18 protein-coding genes and 2 tRNA genes are annotated in these 20,246 nt (G+C 73.4%); 7 read left to right on the forward strand and 13 right to left on the reverse strand.

Annotation, left to right across the window (positions count from 1 at the left end):
• Window positions 1-7: 7 nt before the first annotated feature.
• The 7 genes from CP968_RS11655 to CP968_RS11685 form a co-directional block, all read right to left on the reverse strand.
• Window positions 8-1,015, reverse strand: coding sequence for a tetratricopeptide repeat protein (locus tag CP968_RS11655; RefSeq protein ID WP_150517945.1), 1,008 nt, complete (start codon window positions 1,013-1,015; stop codon window positions 8-10).
• Between the two features lie 131 nt (window positions 1,016-1,146).
• The gene (locus CP968_RS11660) at window positions 1,147-2,439 is read right to left on the reverse strand and encodes an HD-GYP domain-containing protein (RefSeq protein ID WP_150517946.1); all 1,293 of its coding nucleotides are present in this window, start codon (window positions 2,437-2,439) and stop codon (window positions 1,147-1,149) included.
• A complete protein-coding gene (locus tag CP968_RS11665; protein ID WP_150517947.1) occupies window positions 2,436-3,944 on the reverse strand; it encodes an HD-GYP domain-containing protein in 1,509 nt (502 codons plus the stop codon). The genes CP968_RS11660 and CP968_RS11665 overlap by 4 nt, the downstream gene beginning before the upstream one ends.
• A 210-nt stretch (window positions 3,945-4,154) precedes the next feature.
• On the reverse strand, window positions 4,155-4,460 hold the full coding sequence (rsrA, locus tag CP968_RS11670; protein ID WP_150517948.1) for a mycothiol system anti-sigma-R factor: 306 nt from the start codon (window positions 4,458-4,460) through the stop codon (window positions 4,155-4,157).
• Window positions 4,457-5,101, reverse strand: coding sequence for a sigma-70 family RNA polymerase sigma factor (locus CP968_RS11675; protein WP_030709911.1), 645 nt, complete (start codon window positions 5,099-5,101; stop codon window positions 4,457-4,459). Before CP968_RS11675 ends, rsrA begins: the two co-directional genes overlap by 4 nt.
• 333 nt (window positions 5,102-5,434) lie before the next feature.
• Window positions 5,435-6,094, reverse strand: coding sequence for an alpha/beta hydrolase family protein (locus CP968_RS11680; protein ID WP_150517950.1), 660 nt, complete (start codon window positions 6,092-6,094; stop codon window positions 5,435-5,437).
• 60 nt (window positions 6,095-6,154) lie between these two features.
• Window positions 6,155-6,970 carry an SOS response-associated peptidase gene (locus tag CP968_RS11685; RefSeq protein ID WP_150517951.1) on the reverse strand — a complete coding sequence of 272 codons (816 nt, stop codon included), beginning with the start codon at window positions 6,968-6,970 and terminating at the stop codon, window positions 6,155-6,157.
• A gap of 53 nt (window positions 6,971-7,023) precedes the next feature.
• Here CP968_RS11685 and CP968_RS11690 point away from each other — a divergent pair, with 53 nt between their 5' ends.
• The 4 genes from CP968_RS11690 to CP968_RS11705 all read left to right on the forward strand — a co-directional run bounded on the left by CP968_RS11690 (window position 7,024) and on the right by CP968_RS11705 (window position 10,662).
• A complete protein-coding gene (locus CP968_RS11690) occupies window positions 7,024-7,737 on the forward strand; it encodes a M50 family metallopeptidase (RefSeq protein WP_150517952.1) in 714 nt (237 codons plus the stop codon).
• 53 nt (window positions 7,738-7,790) lie between these two features.
• Window positions 7,791-9,188 (forward strand): 3-phosphoshikimate 1-carboxyvinyltransferase, encoded by a 1,398-nt coding sequence (aroA, locus tag CP968_RS11695; RefSeq protein WP_150517953.1) that lies wholly within the window; start codon window positions 7,791-7,793, stop codon window positions 9,186-9,188.
• An 8-nt stretch (window positions 9,189-9,196) separates the two neighbouring features.
• A complete protein-coding gene (gene rsgA / locus CP968_RS11700; protein WP_150517954.1) occupies window positions 9,197-10,207 on the forward strand; it encodes a ribosome small subunit-dependent GTPase A in 1,011 nt (336 codons plus the stop codon).
• A gap of 131 nt (window positions 10,208-10,338) precedes the next feature.
• A complete protein-coding gene (locus CP968_RS11705) occupies window positions 10,339-10,662 on the forward strand; it encodes a DMT family transporter (protein WP_150517955.1) in 324 nt (107 codons plus the stop codon).
• Here the strand turns inward: CP968_RS11705 and CP968_RS11710 are convergent.
• Window positions 10,628-11,167 carry a TetR/AcrR family transcriptional regulator gene (locus tag CP968_RS11710; RefSeq protein ID WP_150517956.1) on the reverse strand — a complete coding sequence of 180 codons (540 nt, stop codon included), beginning with the start codon at window positions 11,165-11,167 and terminating at the stop codon, window positions 10,628-10,630. The two genes, CP968_RS11705 and CP968_RS11710, sit on opposite strands and share 35 nt — an antisense overlap.
• A 135-nt stretch (window positions 11,168-11,302) precedes the next feature.
• Between CP968_RS11710 and hisN the strand changes: the two genes are divergently transcribed.
• Window positions 11,303-12,106 carry a histidinol-phosphatase gene (gene hisN, locus CP968_RS11715; RefSeq protein WP_150517957.1) on the forward strand — a complete coding sequence of 268 codons (804 nt, stop codon included), beginning with the start codon at window positions 11,303-11,305 and terminating at the stop codon, window positions 12,104-12,106.
• Window positions 12,107-12,335: 229 nt separating this feature from the next.
• Window positions 12,336-12,731, forward strand: a complete 396-nt coding sequence (locus tag CP968_RS11720) for a CBS domain-containing protein (RefSeq protein WP_150521868.1) — start codon at window positions 12,336-12,338, stop codon at window positions 12,729-12,731.
• Window positions 12,732-12,805: 74 nt separating this feature from the next.
• Here the strand turns inward: CP968_RS11720 and CP968_RS11725 are convergent, their stop codons facing one another.
• Entirely contained in the window at window positions 12,806-14,275 is a 1,470-nt protein-coding gene (locus CP968_RS11725; protein ID WP_150517958.1) for a catalase, read from the reverse strand.
• Between the two features lie 129 nt (window positions 14,276-14,404).
• Here CP968_RS11725 and CP968_RS11730 point away from each other — a divergent pair, with 129 nt between their 5' ends.
• Window positions 14,405-14,821 carry a Fur family transcriptional regulator gene (locus CP968_RS11730; protein ID WP_150517959.1) on the forward strand — a complete coding sequence of 139 codons (417 nt, stop codon included), beginning with the start codon at window positions 14,405-14,407 and terminating at the stop codon, window positions 14,819-14,821.
• Window positions 14,822-14,942: 121 nt separating this feature from the next.
• Here CP968_RS11730 and CP968_RS11735 read toward each other — a convergent pair.
• The 4 genes from CP968_RS11735 to CP968_RS11750 all read right to left on the reverse strand — a co-directional run bounded on the left by CP968_RS11735 (window position 14,943) and on the right by CP968_RS11750 (window position 20,235).
• Window positions 14,943-15,016 (reverse strand) — tRNA-Met (locus CP968_RS11735).
• Window positions 15,017-15,118: 102 nt separating this feature from the next.
• On the reverse strand, window positions 15,119-16,975 hold the full coding sequence (locus CP968_RS11740; RefSeq protein WP_150517960.1) for a tetratricopeptide repeat protein: 1,857 nt from the start codon (window positions 16,973-16,975) through the stop codon (window positions 15,119-15,121).
• 214 nt (window positions 16,976-17,189) lie between these two features.
• Window positions 17,190-17,263: transfer RNA gene (locus CP968_RS11745), tRNA-Met, on the reverse strand.
• An 86-nt stretch (window positions 17,264-17,349) separates the two neighbouring features.
• Window positions 17,350-20,235 carry a UPF0182 family membrane protein gene (locus tag CP968_RS11750; RefSeq protein WP_229886768.1) on the reverse strand — a complete coding sequence of 962 codons (2,886 nt, stop codon included), beginning with the start codon at window positions 20,233-20,235 and terminating at the stop codon, window positions 17,350-17,352.
• Window positions 20,236-20,246 lie beyond the last annotated feature (11 nt).

Here is a 20,246-nt window from a genome sequence, read left to right on the forward strand (position 1 = left end):
GCACGACTCAGCAGACTTCTTCGAGATCCCGCCACTCACGGCTGCCCGGACTGTCCGCGACCCAGCCGTCGAGCAGCCCGCGCACCAGACCGGGCGGCGCCGCGATCCCGCACTCCCGCTCGGGCACCCACAGCGAACCGGATCCGGCCGTCCGGTGCCCCAGCGGCCCGGGGTGCCCCGGCTCGCTGTGGTCGTGCGGGTCCAGGTGCTCCCCGTCGCCCTCGTCGCTCGGCATCTCGCTCTCCGAGCAGGTCCGGCACAGCAGCCGCACCGACGAGGACCAGTCCTCGGCGGCGAACCCGGCGTCCGAGGCCAGCTGCTCCAGGGCGTCCCGGTCGGCCTCGGTGGCCGCCTCCAGCAGCACCACCCAGGTCGGCACCGGGGACGGCGCCCACAGCTCGATCTCGTCGAAGACCGGGTACGAGGGGCCGGCCGCGGTGACCCGCTCCCCGTGCGGCACCCCGTCGTGGAGCACCACCTCGCCCCAGCGCCGGCCGGACGACGGCAGCGGGATCGACAGGACCTCCAGCCGGGCCGGGTCCAGCCGGCGGCCCCAGACCACCTCGGCCTCGCCCTCGGGCGACAGCCGCACGGCCGCGCTGCCCAGCTCCATGCCGACCGGTTCGCCGCCGCCCTTGGAACGGTCGCCCGCGCCGTGCGGATCGCCGGGAACCTTGAGCCCGTACGCCTGCCAGGCCCGGCGGGCCAGCGGCCAGTCCTGCAGCGCCGTCGCCGCGATCCCGACGTTCCACCAGTCCGGCGCGCCCGCCTCCCGGTCCAGCAGGGCCACCGCGCGCAGGCCGGCCGACCGGGCCTGCTCCCAGTCGTGCCGGAACTTGTGGAGCAGGGCCAGATTGAACCAGGACTCGGACAGCCACGGTTCCAGGTCCGCCGCTCTCGTCAGCAGCGCTCCCGCGTCCTCGTACCGACCGTCGCCGATCAGCGTGAACGCGCGGTCGGTGGCCTGCCGCCACGAGGCGGAGGGCCGATGCCGTACCTTCCCGAAGATCCTCACGATTCCCGCCTGCCTGGGGGCACCGCCCAGCGGTCGCTGGGGGACAACGGTGCAGCCTTGCGGACACCCTCACGGACACTCTCACTGGCATCCAACCATGCCCGCTCGGACGGCCGCTCATTACCCATGGGTTACCCAGGAGCGACGGGAACAACTCTGTCACGGCCACCCCTGGCCAGAACCCTCGCCAGGGACTCCACCACCTCGGGCTGGTAGTCGTGGCCCGTGCCCAGCCGCAGCTGCTCCAGGGCGGCCAGTGAGCCGCCCGGGTGACCGCCCCCGGCGGACAGGTCGTCGTAGGCGTTGACCGCCCGCACGATGCGGGCGGCCACCGGCTGCTCCCGGTACGGCTCGGCCTGCCGCTCCACCACCACGGCGACCTCCGCGGGCACCCCGGTCTGCCGGGCCACCTCCCCGCCCAGGCCGGCGATGCGGCGGGCCTCGTCGGCCGGCAGCCCGGCGGTGGCGCCGTCCGGGACCGGGTCGACGAGGGACAGCTGCCCGATGTCGTGCATCAGCGCGGCGTACTCCACCACCGTGAGCTCCCGCTCCGACAGCCCGAGGTCCCGCCCCACGGCCCGGCTCAGGTCGGCGACCCGGCGCGCGTGCCCCGGCCGGGTGCAGCCGGCGATCTCGGTGGCGCGGGCCAGGGAGGTGATGGTCTGGCGGTAGGTGGTGCGGACGGCGGCGATCCGCCGGAAGGAGAGCTGGGTCAGCAGCAGGGGCACGCTGAGGACGGGCAGCGCCCACAGCCCGGCGACGGCCACGCCCAGGGCCATCACCACCCCGGTGGCGCAGATCGCGGAGCCGATGCCGAGCCGGGCGCGCAGCTCGTCGCGGAGCAGGGGCCCGTACGGCCATCCGGTCCGGGCCCGGGCGAGGGTGGCGGCCAGCACGGCGTCGCACAGGGCGGTCAGGCCCAGCAGGAGCAGCAGGAAGAGGACGAGGTACGGCCCCCGGCCGGCGCCGGGCCGGAGCAGGCCGGAGCCGTACAGCGGGGCGAAGCAGACGGCGGTGAAGGCGACGGTGAGCACCCGGCTCGCGACCTGGTCGACGTCGGGTCCGCGACCCCGGGCGATGTGCGGGACGGCCCCGGCGAGGGCGGCGGCGACCACGACCGCGATGACCTGGAGCACCCCGTGGTGGGTGGGCCGGCCGGCGTTCTCGCCCAGCAGGGCGTACGCGAGGGCCCCGGCGGAGCCCAGCGGGGCGGGCTGGCGGTCCTCGGCCGGGATCCGTCCGGCGGCCCCGGCGCGGTGGACCGTACCGCGGTCCCGGCGGGCGAGCTCGCCGACCGCGACCAGCGCGCCGAAGGCCAGGGCCGCGCCGGGGTCGGACACCCCGTTCCACAGGGTCGCGCCGAGGGCGGCCGCGGTGAGCAGTCCGGCGCCGGCGCGGACCGCCCACGCGGCGGCGCTCCTCACGCCCCGCCCCCCGGCCCGCGCCGCCCACGGCCGGGCGGCGCGGGGGCGGGCGGCCCGGCGGCGGCCTCCCGTGCCTGGGCCGGCAGCCCGGCCGCCCCGTCCGCGCCGGTCCCGGGAGCACCACCGGGGCCGGCTACGGCACCGGCACCGGGACCGGTCGTCTGCCGGTCCTCGTCGGAGGTGACCACGGGGTGCCACCCCTGCCGTGCGACGGCCCCGGTCAGCGCCCGCACCATCGCCGGGTCGAACTGCGCCCCCGCGCACCGCTCCAGCTCGGCCAGGGCGGTCGGCACCGGGCGGGCCCGGCTGTAGGAGCGGGTCGAGGTCATCGCGTCGAAGGCGTCGGCCACCGCCACCACCCGGGCCAGCACCGGGATCTGCTCCCCCCTCAGCCCGTACGGGTAGCCGGAGCCGTCGACGCGCTCGTGGTGGTGCAGGATCGCGGACCGGGCCTCCCCCAGGAAGCCGATGCCGCGCACCATCTCGTGCCCGTACTCGGGGTGCAGCTCGATGACCCTGCGCTCCTCCGGCGTGAGCGGGCCGTCCTTGCGCAGCAGCCGGGTGGGGACGCCGAGCTTGCCGACGTCGTGCAGGATGCCGGCGATGCGGACGACTTCGAGGCGCTCCTCGCCCATGCCCAGCTCGCGGGCGATCATCGCGGAGGCCTGCCCGACCCGCTCGCTGTGGCCGCGCGTGTAGCGGTCCTTGATGTCGACGGCCTGCACGAGGGCGCGGATGGTGGAGCGGTGGGCGGCGCGCTCGCGGTGGTACTGCGCGAACACCCAGCAGGAGATGTACATCGGCAGCAGGACCAGCAGGGCCGCCGGCAGTCCGTACGGGCTGCGCCACATGACGGCCATCATCAGCCCGGCCAGCCCGTGCACGCAGTGCGGCGCCAGGGACCGGGCCGGCAGCCCGCGCCAGGCGGTGGCGGCGGGCCGGCGTTCGGCGGTGGCCAGGACGCCCCCGTCGAGCGCGGTGAGCACCAGGCAGAAGGCGGTGGCGGCGGCCGCGGCCGGGAGCATCGCGTACGGGAAGTCGGCCCCCCAGCCGACCGGTCCCGGCCCTCCCGCGCCGCCGCCCGCGGAGACCGCGGATCCGGCGGCCCCGAGCGTCGCCGGGCCGCCCAGCAGGCCGTGGACGTGCCCCGCGACCCAGGCGGCCACCGCCTGCTGCGCGGCGTGCCACACCCGGCGGACGCCCGCGGGCCGTTGGACCACGGCTCCCGCGAGCCCGCCGGGCAGCGCCACGAGCGCGGCGGCGGCGGGGGGCAGCAGGAAGACGGCGGCCAGCAGCACGGGGAAGAAGGAGCCGACGTCCTCGGGGACGCGGCCGGCCGGCAGCGGGCAGAGCCGGACGAGTTCGCAGCCGAGGTAGAGGGCGGCCAGCAGGGCCACCGCGGGCCAGGGCGTGCCGCGGTCCAGGGTGGCGGGCGCGACGCACGCGGCGGCCGCGAGGAGGACGCAGAGGATGTAGCCGCGCGCCCCCGGCGGAAGTGCCCGCATGGCGCTCTCCTCCCCTGTGCCGTGCGCGCCTGGTACCGAATCGGACCGGCGCCGAATGGGGAGGATAAGCGGGGCCCCCGAGCCAAGTGGGCCACATATTCGCATTGCACCAAGCGGACGCCCCCGGATTAGCACCTTCGGGTGAACGAAGGGCCCTTCCGGGGGCGATGGTTCGAACGGCTGCGGCCGGGGCGGTCCTGGCGGGGCCGGTCAGCCGCCGGCGGGGTTGTCGGCGGTGACGTCGTGGTCCGGCACGGCCTGGCCCGAGCGGATCAGTTCGATCCGGCCCATCACCTTCGACCGCAGGTCGCTCGGCACGTCGTCCGACCCGCAGCAGCGCTTGACCAGCTTCTTCACGGCCTGCTCCAGGCCGTACTTCTCCAGGCAGGGATTGCATTCGCCGAAGTGCGTCTCGAACTTCGTGCAGTCACTGTCCGGCATCTCGTGGTCGAGGAACTCGTAGAGGTGGTCGAGCACCTCGGCGCACTCCGTCTCGTGCGGCTCTCCGCAACTCATGAGCCCGAGCCTTTCCGGTCGTTCGACTCCCCCGCGCCCGCGGGGACGAGCCCGCGCTCACGGGCGTAGTCCTCCAGCATTCCGCGGAGTTGACGGCGGCCACGGTGCAGTCGTGACATGACCGTACCGATGGGTGTCCCCATGATGTCCGCGATCTCCTTGTACGCAAAGCCCTCTACGTCGGCAAGATAGACCGCGATGCGGAACTCCTCCGGAATGGCCTGCAGGGCTTCTTTCACGTCCGAATCGGGCAGGTGGTCGAGCGCCTGCGATTCGGCGGAGCGCAGCCCCGTCGACATGTGCGATTCGGCGCGCGCCAGCTGCCAGTCCTCGATCTCCTCCGCCGCGCTGCGCTGGGGCTCGCGCTGCTTCTTGCGGTAGGAGTTGATGAACGTGTTGGTGAGGATGCGGTAGAGCCAGGCCTTCAGGTTGGTGCCCTCGCGGAACTGGTGGAACGACGCGTATGCCTTCGCGTACGTCTCCTGGACCAGGTCCTCGGCGTCGGCCGGATTGCGCGTCATGCGCAGCGCGGCCGAGTACATCTGGTCGAGGTAGCCGAGGGCGTCCCGCTCGAAGCGCGCGTTGCGCTCCGGGGTCGTCTCCTCCGCGTGGCCTTCGTCGGTCCCAGCGACAGGACCCACCTCCTCCGACAGCGTGGCGGCTCCGAAAGCGGATCCGCTCGAATCGGAGAATAGTCGACCTTCCCGGGCCTCCGCCGCCCGAAGCGAGCCGCGCTTCGGCCCGGGCAGCACCGTCCAGTCCAGGTCAGCGGCCTGCGGACGGTTCTGGCTGATGACCTGGGTCATGCGTGGCCTCTCCTCCGACGATTTTCCGTGCGTTCCGACATCCGGGACAACAGCGGGGGGCGGGCGGCGCATTCCCGCTGTCCGGCGGGGTTCCGGGCCTCCTCGGTCCCACCGGGCGCCGCCCGCGGGTGATCCGCGTCACGCCCCGCGCCCGGGCGCCGGAGTCCGTCAGGTCGTGCGGGCGGCGAGCCGCTCCAGCCAGTCCCCGACCGCGTCCGTGATCACCGCGAGGGCGGCCTCCTGGGTGGTGTCGGCCCGCTTGGGCACCGCGAAGGAGTGGTCGCCGTGCGCCACCTCGACGAGCTCGTACGGGTCCCGCGCGCCCGGCGCCGGGAACTCGCCGGGGCGGCCGAAAGCGTCCCGGCCCCCTTGGACCACCAGGGTGGGCCGGCCCGCCTCCAGCAGTTCCGCGGCCCGGGACTTCTCGGGGCGGCCGGGCGGGTGCAGCGGGAAGGCCAGGGCCAGCACCCCGGCCGCGTCCAGCCCGGCCGCGGTCCGGCAGGCCACCCGGGCCCCGGCGCTGCGTCCGCCGGCGACCACCGGCGGGCCGGGCCGTACCAGGGCCGGCCACAGGCCCCGCCAGCCCTCGTCGAGCACCTTGGGCGCGGCGGCGACCTTCCGGCCCGCGACCCGCCAGGGCTGCTCGACCAGGGCGACGGTGACGCCCCGGGGGGGCAGGGCGGCGGCCAGGGCCCGCAGGTCGCGGGCCTCGATGCCGCCGCCGGCTCCGTGGCCGACGGCGAGCACGAGGCGGGCGCCGCGGGCGGTGTGCCAGGTGATGCGGGCCTCGCCCGGCGGGGTGTCGACGGTCTCGGTGCGCGTGGTCATGCGCCGATCATGCCGGGCGCCGGGCCCGCGCACCCGCACCCGACAGGCCGGCGGGCCCGGTCAGAAGAGGGTGGCCTCCTCCGGCGCGGCCAGTTCGTCCAGCAGCTCGGGCCCGTTGTTGCGGACGTTGCTGACCGCGGTGGACACCGGGTAGGCCCGCATCAGTCCGCCCGGCGGCGGCGCCAGCAGGTCCCGCAGCTCGTCCGGGTCGGTGCGGGCCGGGTCCAGCCAGGCGTCCCAGCGGTCGGGGGTGAGCATCAGCGGCATCCGGGGGTGGATGTCGGCGAGCGAGGCGGGCCCCTCCTGCGGGGCCGCGGCCAGCGGTCCGGTCTCGGCCTCGGCGGTGATCACCGAGCAGGTCGCCCACCAGGCGAGCGGGTGGTCGTCGGGCAGGGTGCGGTCGCGCCAGAACTCGTATATCCCGGCCATGGCGAAGACCGAGCCGTCGGCGGGGAGCACGAAGTACGGCTGCTTGCGGGCCCGCTTCTTCTTCCCCTCGACCTCCAACTGCCGTTCGTCGTGGGCGGTGACCCACTCGTAGTAGCCGTCGGCGGGGACGATGCAGCGCCGCTGGGCGAAGGGCCGGCGGAAGGACGGCTTCTCGTGCACGGTCTCGGACCGGGCGTTGATCATCCGGGCGGCGCCGGCGGGGTCCTTGGCCCAGGAGGGCACCAGCCCCCACTTCAGGACGCGGAGCTGGCGAACCGGACGGGGGTCCGGCGCGTCCTTCAGGGGACGGTCGAGGACGACGAGGACCTCTTTCGTCGGCGCCACGTTCCAGTCGGGTGCCAGGGCCTCTTCCGGCTCCCACTTCTCGACGCCGAAGACCTGCGCCAGGTCCTCGGCTCCACGACTCGCTGCATACCGTCCGCACATGGCTGCCACACTGCCATGGCACCCGACCACCACCGCAAGGAGTCCGCCCCTTCATGGACAGCAGCACGACGGCCGGCCTGTGGGACCGGCTCACGGGGATACAGACCGCGCCCGACCTGTGGCTGGTGGTCGTGACGGGGGTGGCCGCGCTGGCGGCCGTGGGGCCGCGCCCGCTGTGGCGGCTCTCGCGCAACGCCGTCACCATCGCGCACGAGGGCGGGCACGGCCTGCTGGCGCTGCTGACCGGACGGCGTCTGGACGGGATACGGCTGCACTCCGACACCAGCGGCGTCACCGTCAGCCGCGGCCGTCCCACCGGCCTCGGGATGGTCCTGACGGCCGCCGCCGGGTACACGGCGCCCTCGCTGCTCGGACTCGGCGGGGCCGCGCTGCTGTCCGCGCACCGGATCACCCTGCTGCTGTGGGCGGCGACCGCCCTGCTCCTGGCCATGCTGGTGATGATCCGCAACGCCTACGGGGCGCTCACCGTGGTGCTGACCGGCGGCGCGTTCCTGCTCGTCTCCTGGCTGGCGCCGGCCGAGGTGCAGGCGCTGTTCGCGTACGCGGTGGTGTGGTTCCTGCTGCTCGGCGGGGTCCGGCCGGTCTTCGAGCTCCAGGCCAAGCGGCGCCACGGCGGAGCCCCCGATTCGGACGCGGACCAGCTGGGGCGGCTCACACACGTCCCTCCCGTGGTCTGGCTCCTCCTGTTCCACGTGGTCGCGCTCTGTTCGCTGCTCGGCGGCGGGCGCTGGCTGCTCGGTCTCTGAGACGGCCCCGCGATCAAGATCTGGGGCGGGGCGGAGCCACTAAAGTGGGGGCCATGACCGAGACCCCCGCGCTCCCCGCCCTCTGGCCCGCTCCGCTCGCCGAAGCGGCCGTACACGCCACCGTCACGGTGCCCGGGTCCAAATCGGTCACCAACCGGGCCCTGGTGCTCGCCTCGCTGGCCGCCGAGCCCGGCTGGGTGCGGCGCCCGCTGCGCTCGCGCGATTCCCAGCTGATGGCCGACGCCCTGCGCGCCATGGGCGTGGGCATCGAGGAGACCGTCTCCTCGGCCTCCGGCGGGGACGACGCCGGGGGCGAGGCCTGGCGGATCATCCCGGCGGCCCTGCACGGCCCGGCCACGGTCGACGTGGGCAACGCGGGCACGGTCATGCGCTTCCTGCCGCCCGTCGCCACCCTCGCCGCGGGCGACATCCGCTTCGACGGCGACCCCCGTTCCTACGAGCGCCCCCTCGGCCAGGTCATCACCGCCCTGCGCACCCTGGGCGCCCGCATCGACGACGACGGCCGCGGGGCGCTCCCGCTGACCGTGCAGGGCGGCGGGGCGCTGGAGGGCGGGGTCGTCGAGATCGACGCGACCAACTCCTCGCAGTTCGTCTCCGCGCTGCTGCTCTCCGCCCCGCGCTTCAACCAGGGCGTCGAGGTGCGGCACGTGGGCACCAACCTGCCGTCGATGCCGCACATCCGGATGACGGTGGAGATGCTGCGCGCGGCGGGCGCGCAGGTCGACACCCCCGAGGCGGGCGGCGAGAAGGACGTGTGGCGGGTGACGCCCGGCGCGCTGCTGGGCCGCGACATGATCGTGGAGCCCGACCTGTCCAACGCCCAGCCCTTCCTGGCGGCCGCCCTGATCACCGGCGGCACGGTCACCGTCCGGGACTGGCCGCGCCGCACCACCCAGCCGGGTGACGCGCTGCGCCGCATCTTCACCGAGATGGGCGGCTCCTGCGAGCTGACCGACGCCGGCCTGGTCTTCACCGGCACCGGCAAGATCCACGGCATCGACGTGGACCTGGGCGAGGTCGGCGAGCTCACCCCGGGCATCGCGGCGGTGGCGGCCCTGGCCGACTCGGAGTCGGTCCTGCGCGGGGTCCAGCACCTGCGGCTGCACGAGACCGACCGGCTGGCGGCGCTGACCCGGGAGATCAACGCGCTCGGCGGCGACGTCACCGAGACCGCGGACGGGCTGCACATCCGCCCGCGCCCGCTGCACGGCGGCACCTTCCACACCTATGACGACCACCGGATGGCCACCGCGGGCGCGGTGATCGGCCTGGCGGTGGACGGGGTGCTCATCGAGAACGTGGCGACCACGGCGAAGACCCTGCCGGACTTCCCGGCCATGTGGGCGGAGCTGCTCGCGGGCGACGCCGCGGTGTCCGGGGCCGCGGTGACCGGGGGCTCCGCGGGCCCCGGAGCGGGTGCGGGAGCGTAGGGCACGTCATGCGCAGGTACGGCAAGAACACCGACGAGGACGACATCCGCTCCCGCCCCAACCCCAAGGGCAACCGGCCGCGGACGAACATCCGGCCCAAGCACGAGGACGCCTCCGAGGGCTTCGTCCTCACCGTCGACCGGGGCAGGCTGACCTGCCTGGTCGGCAACCGCACCGTGCACGCCATGAAGTCCAGGGAGCTGGGCCGCAAGGCGGCGGTGGTGGGGGACCTGGTCTGGATCGTCGGTGACCTGTCCGGCAAGAAGGACACCCTGGCGCGGATCGTGCGGATCGAGGAGCGCAAGTCGGTCCTGCGGCGCACCGCGGACGACGACGACCCGTACGAGCGCGTGGTCGTGGCCAACGCCGACCAGCTGGCCATCGTCACGGCCCTGGCCGATCCGGAGCCCCGGCCCCGGATGATCGACCGCTGCCTGGTGGCCGCGTACGACGCCGGGCTGGAGCCCCTGCTGGTGCTCACCAAGTCCGACCTGACCTCCGCCGACAAGATCCTGGAGATCTACTCGACGCTCGGCGTGAACTACGTGGTGACCAACCGCGAGGAGCTGGCCACCGGCGACGCGGCCGACCGGGTGCGCGAGCGGCTCAACGGCCGGATCACCGCCTTCGTCGGCCACTCGGGCGTCGGCAAGACCACCCTGGTGAACTCGCTGGTCGCCGAGGACCGCAAGCGCGCCACCGGTCATGTCAACGCGGTCACCGGCCGCGGCCGGCACACCACCACCTCGGCGCTCGCCCTGCCGCTGCCCTCGGGCGACGGCTGGGTCATCGACACGCCGGGCGTGCGGTCCTTCGGCCTGCACCACGTGGACCCGTCCCGGGTGATCCTGGCCTTCCCCGACCTGGTGCCGGGGACGGAGGAGTGCCCGCGGGCGTGCAGCCACGACGAGCCCGACTGCGCGCTCGACAAGTGGGTGGAGGACGGCCACGCGGACCCGGCGCGGCTGTACTCGCTGCGGCGGCTGCTGGAGACGCGGGAGCGCCGCGAGGGCGACTGACGCGGGGCGCCGGGTGCGGCGGGGGCCCGTGTGACGTTTGGCGGGCACCCCGTCTGGTGAATGCATCACCGCACCGAGTGACACGGGGTACGAGCCGGGACGTGTCACGTGACCGCGGGGAGCGTTCTCTCATGGCGTGGCTGCTGGTGGTGGTCGCCGGACTCCTGGAGACCGGTTTCGCGGTGTGCCTCAAGCTGTCCCACGGCTTCACCCGGCTGTGGCCGACCGTCGCCTTCGCGTGCTTCGCGCTCGGCAGCTTCGGCCTGCTGACGCTGGCGCTGAAGAAGCTCGACGTGGGCCCGGCGTACGCGGTGTGGACCGGCATCGGGGCGGCCGGCACGGCGATCTACGGGATGATCTTCCTCGGCGACCTGGTCTCCACGCTCAAGCTCGTCTCGATCTCGCTGGTGATCCTGGGGGTCATCGGGCTGCAGCTCTCCGGTTCGGCTCACTGAGCAGCCGCAGCAGCTCCCCCGCGCCCGGTTCCTCCCCGGGCGCGACCACGTAGGACAGGGCGAGCCGTACGACGAGCTCGCACCGCCGGGCGCCCCCGGCCGGGGCGAGCGCCGCGACGGCCCGGTCACGGACGGCGCGGGCCAGTTCGCCGGGCCCCGGAGCCCGGCCGGGTGCGGGGAGCGCGGCGTCCCGGGCGCCGGTGAGCAGGGCCCGCAGCAGGGGGTGGGCTCCGGCCGCGCGCACGGTCCACTCCGCGACCGCCGCGAGCCGCTCGGCGTCACTGCCCGGGGCGGCCAGGGCCCGGTCGACCCCGTCGAGGTAGCGGCCGGTCTCCAGCCGGACCAGGGCGCGGCCGAGGCCGGCCTTGCCGCCGAACTCGTTGTAGAGGGTCTGCCGGGACACTCCGGCGGCGGCGGCCACGTCCACCATCCGCACGGCCGGCCAGGGACGGGCGGCGAGCGCCGCCACGGCCGCGTCCAGCAAGGACTCCCGGGCTGCCGGCATCGTCGTCCCCCCGCTGGGCCTTGCGGGCCGTCCGCCGGGCTTCCCCGGCCGGCCCCCTCCGCCAGAGTTGACGGGCCGCCAGGTCCTGTCAAGGGCGCGTCGGGCGGGGGTGACGGGCCGCGATATCGTTCGGCCATGTCCGAGTATGACGATGACCTGCGCCTTGCCCTCGAACTCGCCGACGCGGCGGACGCCGTCACGATGGAGCGGTTCCGTGCCCTCGACCTGGTGGTCGAGACCAAGCCGGACATGACCCCGGTGAGCGAGGCGGACAAGGCGGCCGAGGAGGCCGTCCGGGCCGGCATCGCGGCGGCCCGCCCCGGCGACGCGATCCTGGGCGAGGAGTACGGCCTGCGGGGCAGCGGTCCGCGCCGCTGGGTCGTCGACCCGATCGACGGCACCAAGAACTACGTGCGGGGGGTGCCCGTGTGGGCCACCCTGGTCTCGCTGACGGTCGAGGGCGCCGACGGCGTCTTCCGTCCGGTCGTCGGCGTGGTGTCCGCGCCGGCGCTGGGCCGGCGCTGGTGGGCGGCGCAGGGCGGCGGCGCGTACGCGGGGGGCGCGCTGGGCGCGACGACCGCGATCGGAGTCTCGAAGGTGGCCGGGCTGGGCGACGCCTCGTTCGCGTTCTCCTCGCTGGGCGGCTGGGAGGAGCAGGGCCGGCTCGACGGCTTCCTGGAGCTGACCCGGGCCTGCTGGCGCACCCGCGGCTACGGCGATTTCTGGCCGTACATGATGGTCGCGGAGGGCTCGATCGACCTGTGCGCCGAGCCGGAGCTCAACCTGTGGGACATGGCCGCGCTCGCGGTCGTCGTCGAGGAGGCCGGCGGCCGCTTCACCAGCCTGGACGGAGTGGACGGCGTGCACGGCGGGAACGCCGCCGCGTCGAACGGCCTGCTGCACGAGGAGATGCTGGCCCTGCTGCGGCCGCGCGCCTGATCCGTCCGCGCGCCCGGCGGCGCCCGTCCGGCCCGCGCGCCCGATCCGCACGCCGCCGTACGCGGGCGCGCACCCGCGCCGCACCGCGCACTACGCGCCTCCTTGCTGCCCTCGCGGGTCCGTGGGAGTCTGGGAATCCCCCCGCTTGTGCCTTTGTGAATCGTTTCTCGAAGCACCGTCGGAGGCACCCACCCAGGCGGGGGGACACACCCAGGAGGTGGCTCCCTTCATGCTCGTCCGCGAAGCAATGAGCACCGTCGTCCTCACCCTCGGGCCCGCGCACACCCTCCGCCAGGCGGCCTGCCTGATGTCGGGCCGGCGCGTCGGCGCGGCCGTCGTCCTCGATCCCGAGCACAGCGGGATCGGCATCCTGACCGAGCGCGACATCCTCAACTCGATCGGCGCGGGGCACGATCCCGACCGCGAGACCGTGGGTGCGCACACCACGAACAACGTGGTGTTCTGCACTCCGGAGGCCACCGTGCAGGAGGCCGCCGAGGCCATGGCCCACGGGGGCTTCCGGCACCTGATCGTGCTGGAGCACGGCGGCCCGGTGGGCATCGTCTCCGTCCGGGACGTGATCCGCTGCTGGGCCCCGGCCCGGCGCAGCGCCGTCCCCGCGTAGCGGTCCGGGTACGTCGCCGGGCCGCCACCCCCGGAGGGGCGGCGGCCCGGCGACGTACGACGGCAAGCGGTCGGTCAGCCGCGGAGGGCCTGGACCGCGGCGTCCAGCCGCTTGCCGAAGTCGCCGTCCGCCTGGCGGAAGTTGTTGATCGCCCGCTCGGCGATGTCGTCGCGCGACACCTTGGCGATGAAGCCGGCCAGGTTCTCGACCAGCCGGGCCTTCTCGTCGTCCGAGTAGAGGCGGTAGAGGGTGCCGGCCTGGACGAAGTCGTTGTCCTCGCGGTGCACCGGCGCGGCGTGGTTGCCCGTGCCCCCGGTGAGGGAGACCGGCTGCCACAGCGGGCGGTCGGTCTGGTGGGGGCCGCCGAAGCTGTTCGGCTCGTAGTTCTTCGCGCCCTTGTGGCGGCCGTCGTACAGCGCGCCGTCGCGGGAGTGGGTGCGCGCCTCGGTGGCGTGCGGGCGGTTCACCGGCAGGTGGTCGGCGTTGATGCCGACGCGGTAGCGGTGGGCGTCGCCGTAGCCGAAGAGGCGGCCCTGGAGCATCTTGTCCGGGGACGGGCCGATACCGGGGACGAAGTGCGCCGGGGAGAAGATCGACTGCTCGACCTCGGCGAAGACGTTCTCCGGGTTGCGGTTGAGCTCCAGCTTGCCGATCTCGATCGGCGGGTAGTCCTCGTGCGGCCACACCTTGGTGAGGTCGAACGGGTTGAAGCGGTACTCGGCGGCCTCGGCCGCCGGCATGACCTGCACCTGCACGGTCCAGGACGGGAAGTCGCCGCGCTCGATGGACTCGCGCAGGTCGCGCTGGTGGGAGTCCGGGTCCTCGCCGGCGAGCCGGTTGGCCTCGGCCTGGGTGAGGTTCTTGATGCCCTGGTCGGTCTTGAAGTGGTACTTGACCCAGAAGACCTCGCCGGCCTCGTTGTTCCACTGGAACGTGTGCGAGCCGTAGCCGTTCATGTGGCGGTAGGACGCCGGGATGCCGCGGTCGCCGAAGAGCCAGGTCACCTGGTGGGTGGACTCGGGGGACAGGCCCCAGAAGTCCCAGACGTTGTCCGCCTCCTGCGAGCCGGTGTACGGGTCGCGCTTCTGGGTGTGGATGAAGTCCGGGAACTTGATGGCGTCCTTGATGAAGAACACCGGGGTGTTGTTGCCGACGAGGTCGTAGTTGCCCTCTTCGGTGTAGAACTTCAGCGCCCAGCCACGGGGGTCGCGCACCGCGTCCGCGCTGCCGAGGTTGCCCGCGACGGTGGAGAAGCGCAGGAAGGTCCCGGTCTCCTTGCCGACCTCGGACAGGAACTTCGCCCGGGTCCACCGGGAGACGTCCCGGGTCAGGGTGAAGGTGCCGTAGGCACCGGCGCCGCGGGCGTGCACCACGCGCTCCGGGATCCGCTCGCGGTTGAAGTGCGCGAGCTTCTCCAGCAGCAGCTGGTCCTGGACGAGTACGGGGCCGCCGACGCCGGCGGTCTCGCTGTTCTGGTTGTCCGCGACCGGGGCTCCGGCCTCCGTGGTGAGCGGTCCCTGCGTCACGTGCGCCTCCTGCGTCATGCCTGCGTGTCCTGTCCTCGATCGTGCCGTACCCGATCCTACAATGGACATTGTCTAAGTCAAGCAAGCATCCAAGTCCACACCGGTTCGGGAGTTACACCGAATCGCCTCGCTGTTAGGCTGGCGTCCATGAGTGACCTGCTGGAACGACTTCGCGGACGCGGTTGGCGCATGACGGCGCAGCGGCGTGTCGTGGCCGAGGTGCTCGACGGTGACCACGTGCACCTGACGGCGGACGAGGTGCACGCGCGCGCCGTGACCAAACTGCCCGAGATCTCCCGCGCGACCGTCTACAACACCCTCGGAGAACTCGTCACGCTCGGCGAGGTCCTGGAAGTGTCCACGGACCGTCGCGCCAAGCGCTACGACCCCAACGCCCACCGGCCGCACCACCACCTGGTGTGCGCGCGGTGCGGCGCCATCCGCGACGTCCACCCGGGCGGCAACCCGCTGGCCGACCTGCCGGACACCGAGCGCTTCGGCTTCGTCGTCTCCACCGTCGAGGTGACCTACCGCGGCGTCTGCCCGAACTGCGCGGGCGCCTGAACCGTCCCCGGACGCGCGGAGGGCCCCGATCCCACGGATCGGGGCCCTCCGCGCATCGCGCGTGCGACCGGAAACGACCCGAGGCCCGGATCTCTGTGAGATCCGGGCCTCGGGCCTTCAGTAGCGGGGACAGGATTTGAACCTGCGACCTCTGGGTTATGAGCCCAGCGAGCTACCGAGCTGCTCCACCCCGCGTCGGTAAACCTCACTCTACGGGGACGCGGACGACAGAAGCAAATCGGGTGACGCCGCAGGTCACGGCGGCGTCCGACGGCGTCCGACGGCTCTGCCCGCCGGTCAGGCGGACAGCTCCTCGGCCAGGGCCTCGCGCAGTCGCGCCGCCCGCTCCGAGACCTCCGCCGGGCCCAGCTCCATCGCCCGCACGCACCATTTCTGCCCCTCCGCCAGGTCGCCGTGGCGGGCCGCCAGCAGGCCCAGCCGCAGCGCGGCCCGGCCGTGCCCGGCCACCGCGGCGCGGGTCCACCACAGGGCCGCCTCGGGCTCGCTCCCCTCGCGGGCCAGCAGCAGCCCGAGGTTGAACGCGCCGTTGCGGGAGCCGGCCTCGGCCGCCTCCCGGTACCAGCGCGCGGCCACCCGCATGTCCCCGCGGGCGGCCGCCAGCATCCCGACCCGCACCTGCGCCCGGCGGTGCCCCAGCTCGGCGGCCCGCTCGTACCACTCCTCGCTCTCGGTCCGCCCGCCCCCGCCCGCCGGCTCGCCCAGCGCCACCGGCTCCGGCGGCGGCGACAGCGACTCCAGCAGCGCGGCCAGCCGGAAGGCGGCCTCCGCGCTCCCGCCGCCCGCGGCGCACCGCAGGTGCCGCTCCGCCGCCCGCTCCTCGCCGTCGCGCACCAGCGCGATGCCGACCTGGAGCGCGGCGTCGGTGTGCCCCGCCGACGCGGCCCGCTCGTACCATTTCAGCGCGGTGCGGTCCTCGTCCCGGCTGGCGAACAGGATGCCCAGGTTGAACGCGGCGTCCACGCTGCCCGCCTCGGCGGCCTTCGAGAACCACGGCTCGGCGCCCGCCGCGTCCCCGCCCTGCAGCAGCAGGATGGCCAGCGCGTTGGCCGCCTCGCGGTGGCCCGCGTAGGCCGCCCGCCGGTACCACTGCTCGGCCTGCGCGGTCCGGTCCTGGGCGACGCACAGCAGGGCGAGGTTGTACGCCCCGTTCTGGTCGCCCGCGTCCATGGCGGTGCGGTACCAGCGCTCCGCGGTCTGCGTCTCCCCGCGCGCGGCGTGCAGGGCGCCGAGCGCGTTCGCCGCGTTCCCGTCGCCGTCCTGGGCCGCCCGGTGCCACCACGTCGCGGCGCTCTCCTCGTCCCCGGCGTCGCGCAGCAGGAAGCCGAGCGCGCACGCGGCCCGGGCCTCGCCCTGCTTGGCCGAGGTGAGGTACCAGCGCCCCGCCTCCTTGAGCTCCCCGCGCGCCTCCAGCAGCGCGCCCAGGTGCAGGGCGGCGCGGCGGTGCCCGCGCGCGGCGGCCTGGCGGTACCACTGCTCCGCCTCGGCCGGATCGCCCTTGCGCAGGTGCCGGGCCAGCCGGTAGGCCGCCTCGCGGTGGCCCTGCTCGGCGGCCGCGCGGAACCAGCGCTCGATGCCCTTGTCCCCCCGGTGCTCCAGCAGGTCGGCCAGCCCGTACGCGCCCAGGGCGTGGCCGGATTCCGCCGCCTGGCGCAGCCAGTACTCGGCGGCGGGCTCGTCCCCGCGCTCGCGGAAGTGGCGGCCCAGGGCGTGGGCGGCGGGCGCGGATCCGGCCACGGCCGCGACGCGCCACCAGCCGGCCGCCTCGTCCGGGTAGCCGCGCTGGTGCAGCAGGACGCCGAGGTTGTTCGCGGCGGCCCGGTCCCCCTCGCCGGTGGCGCCGCGCAGGTAGGGCTCGGCCGCGTCCAGGTCGCCGCGGCGCAGCAGGAGCGCGCCGAGCACGCTCATGGCCCCGGGGTCGCCCTTGTCGGCGGCCACCCGGTGCCGGGCTTCGAGCTCGGCGTCGCTCGCCGCGTCGGTCTCGGCGAACACGTCCTCCGCGAAATCCGCATCGGTCGGTGCGGTCTGCGCGACAACGGCCGGAGCCGCCCCGCCGGCCTCTGTGCCCGATTCGGACTCCGCCCTCACAAACCGCCCTGTCTCCAGCAGAGTTGACCTGTCCCCCATAAATCCCATCGTCGCATCACCTGCTACCCGCGTACACCTGGTATGTCGCAGCCAGTGAGGTCACTACAGCGTTTTGTCGACATGCCCACAGATAGCCAAGTCAAACACGCTCCGCCCCCAACTCATCCGTCTCAGCTACCGCGCGTCCGCCCCCGGACACACCCCGCCACACCCGGACATGACGAAGGCCCGGATCACATAGGATCCGGGCCTTCGTCTTCAGTAGCGGGGACAGGATTTGAACCTGCGACCTCTGGGTTATGAGCCCAGCGAGCTACCGAGCTGCTCCACCCCGCGTCGGTGAAACCACAGTATCACGGGCGCGGGACGGGTCCGTACCGACGGTCGGGCCGCGGCGGGGTGCCGCGGCCCGACCGGCACGGCTAGCCGCCCGGGGCGGGGGTCGGGGCCGTCAGCTTCGCCTCCGCGTCGATCGCCCGCTGGAGCGCCGCCTTGATCTCCTCCTGCGCCTTGCCGAACGCGGTCCAGTCGCCGGACGTACGGGCCTTCTCGGCGTCCTCGATGGCCTTCTGCGCATCGGCGAGGGCCGCCTTGACCGTCGGGTCCTGGGTGGTCGGCGGCTGGACGGTGCCCTCGCCCGGCGGCTGGGTCGGCGGCACCGGGACGGTCGGGGCCTCGGCCCCGAAGACCACGTTCAGCGCCTTCTCCAGCGTGTCCTCGAAGGCGGTCTGGCCGCCGTAGGTCACGAGCACCTTGCGCAGCAGCGGGTACTTGAGGCCCGAACTGCGCACGTACACGGGCTCCACGTAGAGCATGCCGCCGTCGAGCGGGACCGTGAGCAGGTTTCCGTACTCGACCTCCGAGTCGCCGCCGCGCAGCAGGCGGATGGATTCGGCGATCTTCGGTTCGGACTGGAACTTGCTCTGGACCTGCTTGGGACCGTCGACCGGCTTGCTGGTCGGCAGCTTCAGCACGCTGATCTTGCCGTAGTCCGGGGTGCCCGGGTCGGCGTTGACCGCCATGAAGGCGCTCAGGTTGTCGCGCTCGTTCGGCGTGAACGTCGTCGTGAGCGAGAAGACCTGGTCCTTCTCCGTCTGGCCCGGCATCTTCATCGACAGGTAGTACGGCGGGACCGCCGTACCGGCCTTGGTGGTCGGGTCGTCCGGGACGGCCCAGGCCTCGCTGCCGCTGAGGAAGGTCTGCGGGTCGGTGACGTGGTAGCGGGTGAGCAGCTCGCGCTGGACCTTGAAGAGGTCCTGCGGGTAGCGCAGGTGGTCCATGAGCGGCTTGGAGATGTCGCTCTTGGGCTTCACCGTGCCCGGGAACGCCTTCATCCAGGTCTTCAGGACCGGGTCCTGCGTGTCCCACTGGTACAGGTCGACCGTGCCGTCGTACGCGTCGACGGTGGCCTTCACCGAGTTGCGGATGTAGTTGACCTGGTTCTCCTGCGCCACCACCGCGCGCTGGCTGTTGGTCAGCGAGTCCGCGGTGCTCTGGCCCAGCGTGGTGCGCGAGGCGTAGGGGTAGCCGTTGGTCGTCGTGTACGCGTCGACGATCCACTTGACCTTGCCGTCGACGACCGCCGGGTAGGGGGCGCCGTCGATGGTCAGCCACGGCGCGACGGCCTCGACGCGCTCCTTGGGCGTGCGGTTGTACAGGATGCGCGAGCCCTCGCCGATGGCCCCGGAGTAGAGGATCTGCGGCTCGCTGAAGGTCAGCGCGTACGCCGCCCGGTTGACCGGGTTGTCGAGGCTGACTCCGGAGTTGCCCTTGTAGCTGGTCTCCTTCTCACCCTTGTCGTCCGAGTAGTCGAGCTCCTTCTGCGGTCCGCCGACGATCGAGTACTGCTTCGTCTGCTCGCCGTAGTAGATGCGCTGCTCGAAGTCCGTGCCGAACATGCCCTTGGAGGGCAGGTCGGACTGGGTGAAGTCGGGGGCGCCGTCCTTGACGGTGGTGCCCTTGGCCGCGACCACGCCGTAGCCGTGCGTGTACTTGAAGTGGTCGTTGATCCAGTTGTTCTTCGGGATGCCGCCGATGTTCAGCTCGCGCAGCCCGATGACCGTGTCCTGGCCGCTGTAGCGGTCCACGGCGAGGGTGGACGGGAAGGCGTAGTAGCCCTTGACCTGCTGGAGCTGCTGGAACGCCGGCGAGACGATGTTCGGGTCGAGCAGCCGGACGCTGGCGGTGGTGTCGGCGGCCTGGCGCAGCTTGGCCTTGTCCGTCCCCGCGGCCGGCACGCCCGGGTAGTCCTTGACCTCGGAGCCGGCGATGCCGTAGGCGTCCCGCGTCGCCTTGATGTTCTTCTGGACGTACGGGGATTCCTTGGCCTGCTCGTTCGGCTGGACCTGGAACTTCTGCACGATGGCCGGGTAGAGCCCGCCGATCAGGATCGCCGAGAGGACCATCAGGCCGAAGCCGATGACCGGCAGCTGCCAGGTGCGGCGCCACAGCGTCGCGAAGAACAGCACGGCGCAGATGGCGGCGATGGCGACGAGGATGGTCTTCGCCGGCAGGTAGGCGTTGGCGTCGACGTAGCGCAGGCCGGTCCAGTTGTCGGCCGCCTTGAAGTCGCTGGACTTCACGGCGAGGCCGTACCGGTCGAGCCAGTACGCGACCGCCTTGAGCGAGACGAACAGGCCCAGCAGCACCGAGAGGTGCCCGGTCGCCGCCGCGGTGGCCCGGGCGCCCGGGCTGGTCACGCGCAGACCGCCGTACAGGTAGTGCACGACGGCCGCGGCGATCACCGACAGCACGACCGCGGCGAAGCCGAAGCCGAGCAGGAAGCGGTACCAGGGCAGGTCGAAGGTGTAGAACGACACGTCCAGGCCGAACTGCGGGTCCTTCTGGCCGAAGGGCACCCCGTTCACGTACATCAGCCAGGTCTTCCACTGGCCGGCGGCCGACGCGCCCGCGATCAGGCCGACCAGCACCGCGATGCCCAGCAGCAGCCACTTCTTGAACGGGGCGACGCTCATCCGGTAGCGGTCGAGGCTCTGCTGCTCCATCGACATGGCGCTGAGCGGCGGCCGCAGCCGGTGGGCGAGCCAGATGTTGAACCCGACGGCGCCCGCCATCAGCAGGCCGAAGACGGCGAAGAGGCCGATCTTCGTCCACAGGGTGGTCGTGAAGACGGTGGAGTACTTCACGGAACGGAACCAGAGCCAGTCGGTCCAGAAGCCCGCGAACATGATGAAGAGCATGGCCAGGACGGCCAGTACGCCCAAGGTCATCAGGAGAGTCCGGGCGCGCCGGGAGGGGCGGCCGACTCTCATCCGTGGCCCGGAGGGGCCTCCGCCGCGGTCCGGCATCTGGAAAGCCA

It is taken from the genome of Streptomyces subrutilus (genome assembly GCF_008704535.1).
Taxonomy (GTDB): Bacteria; Actinomycetota; Actinomycetes; order Streptomycetales; family Streptomycetaceae; genus Streptomyces; species Streptomyces subrutilus.

Bases quoted from the DNA above. Each gene is read 5' to 3' on its own strand.
- rsrA (WP_150517948.1), bottom strand. From the start codon at position 4,460: ATGAGTTGCGGAGAGCCGCACGAGACGGAGTGCGCCGAGGTGCTCGAC.
- CP968_RS11665 (WP_150517947.1), bottom strand. From the start codon at position 3,944: ATGCGGGCACTTCCGCCGGGGGCGCGCGGCTACATCCTCTGCGTCCTC.
- rsgA (WP_150517954.1), top strand. From the start codon at position 9,197: ATGCGCAGGTACGGCAAGAACACCGACGAGGACGACATCCGCTCCCGC.
- CP968_RS11680 (WP_150517950.1), bottom strand. From the start codon at position 6,094: ATGACCACGCGCACCGAGACCGTCGACACCCCGCCGGGCGAGGCCCGC.
- CP968_RS11685 (WP_150517951.1), bottom strand. From the start codon at position 6,970: ATGTGCGGACGGTATGCAGCGAGTCGTGGAGCCGAGGACCTGGCGCAG.
- CP968_RS11690 (WP_150517952.1), top strand. From the start codon at position 7,024: ATGGACAGCAGCACGACGGCCGGCCTGTGGGACCGGCTCACGGGGATA.
- aroA (WP_150517953.1), top strand. From the start codon at position 7,791: ATGACCGAGACCCCCGCGCTCCCCGCCCTCTGGCCCGCTCCGCTCGCC.
- CP968_RS11710 (WP_150517956.1), bottom strand. From the start codon at position 11,167: ATGCCGGCAGCCCGGGAGTCCTTGCTGGACGCGGCCGTGGCGGCGCTC.
- CP968_RS11720 (WP_150521868.1), top strand. From the start codon at position 12,336: ATGCTCGTCCGCGAAGCAATGAGCACCGTCGTCCTCACCCTCGGGCCC.
- CP968_RS11705 (WP_150517955.1), top strand. From the start codon at position 10,339: ATGGCGTGGCTGCTGGTGGTGGTCGCCGGACTCCTGGAGACCGGTTTC.
- CP968_RS11750 (WP_229886768.1), bottom strand. From the start codon at position 20,235: ATGCCGGACCGCGGCGGAGGCCCCTCCGGGCCACGGATGAGAGTCGGC.
- CP968_RS11730 (WP_150517959.1), top strand. From the start codon at position 14,405: ATGAGTGACCTGCTGGAACGACTTCGCGGACGCGGTTGGCGCATGACG.
- CP968_RS11725 (WP_150517958.1), bottom strand. From the start codon at position 14,275: ATGACGCAGGAGGCGCACGTGACGCAGGGACCGCTCACCACGGAGGCC.
- hisN (WP_150517957.1), top strand. From the start codon at position 11,303: ATGTCCGAGTATGACGATGACCTGCGCCTTGCCCTCGAACTCGCCGAC.
- CP968_RS11740 (WP_150517960.1), bottom strand. From the start codon at position 16,975: ATGGGATTTATGGGGGACAGGTCAACTCTGCTGGAGACAGGGCGGTTT.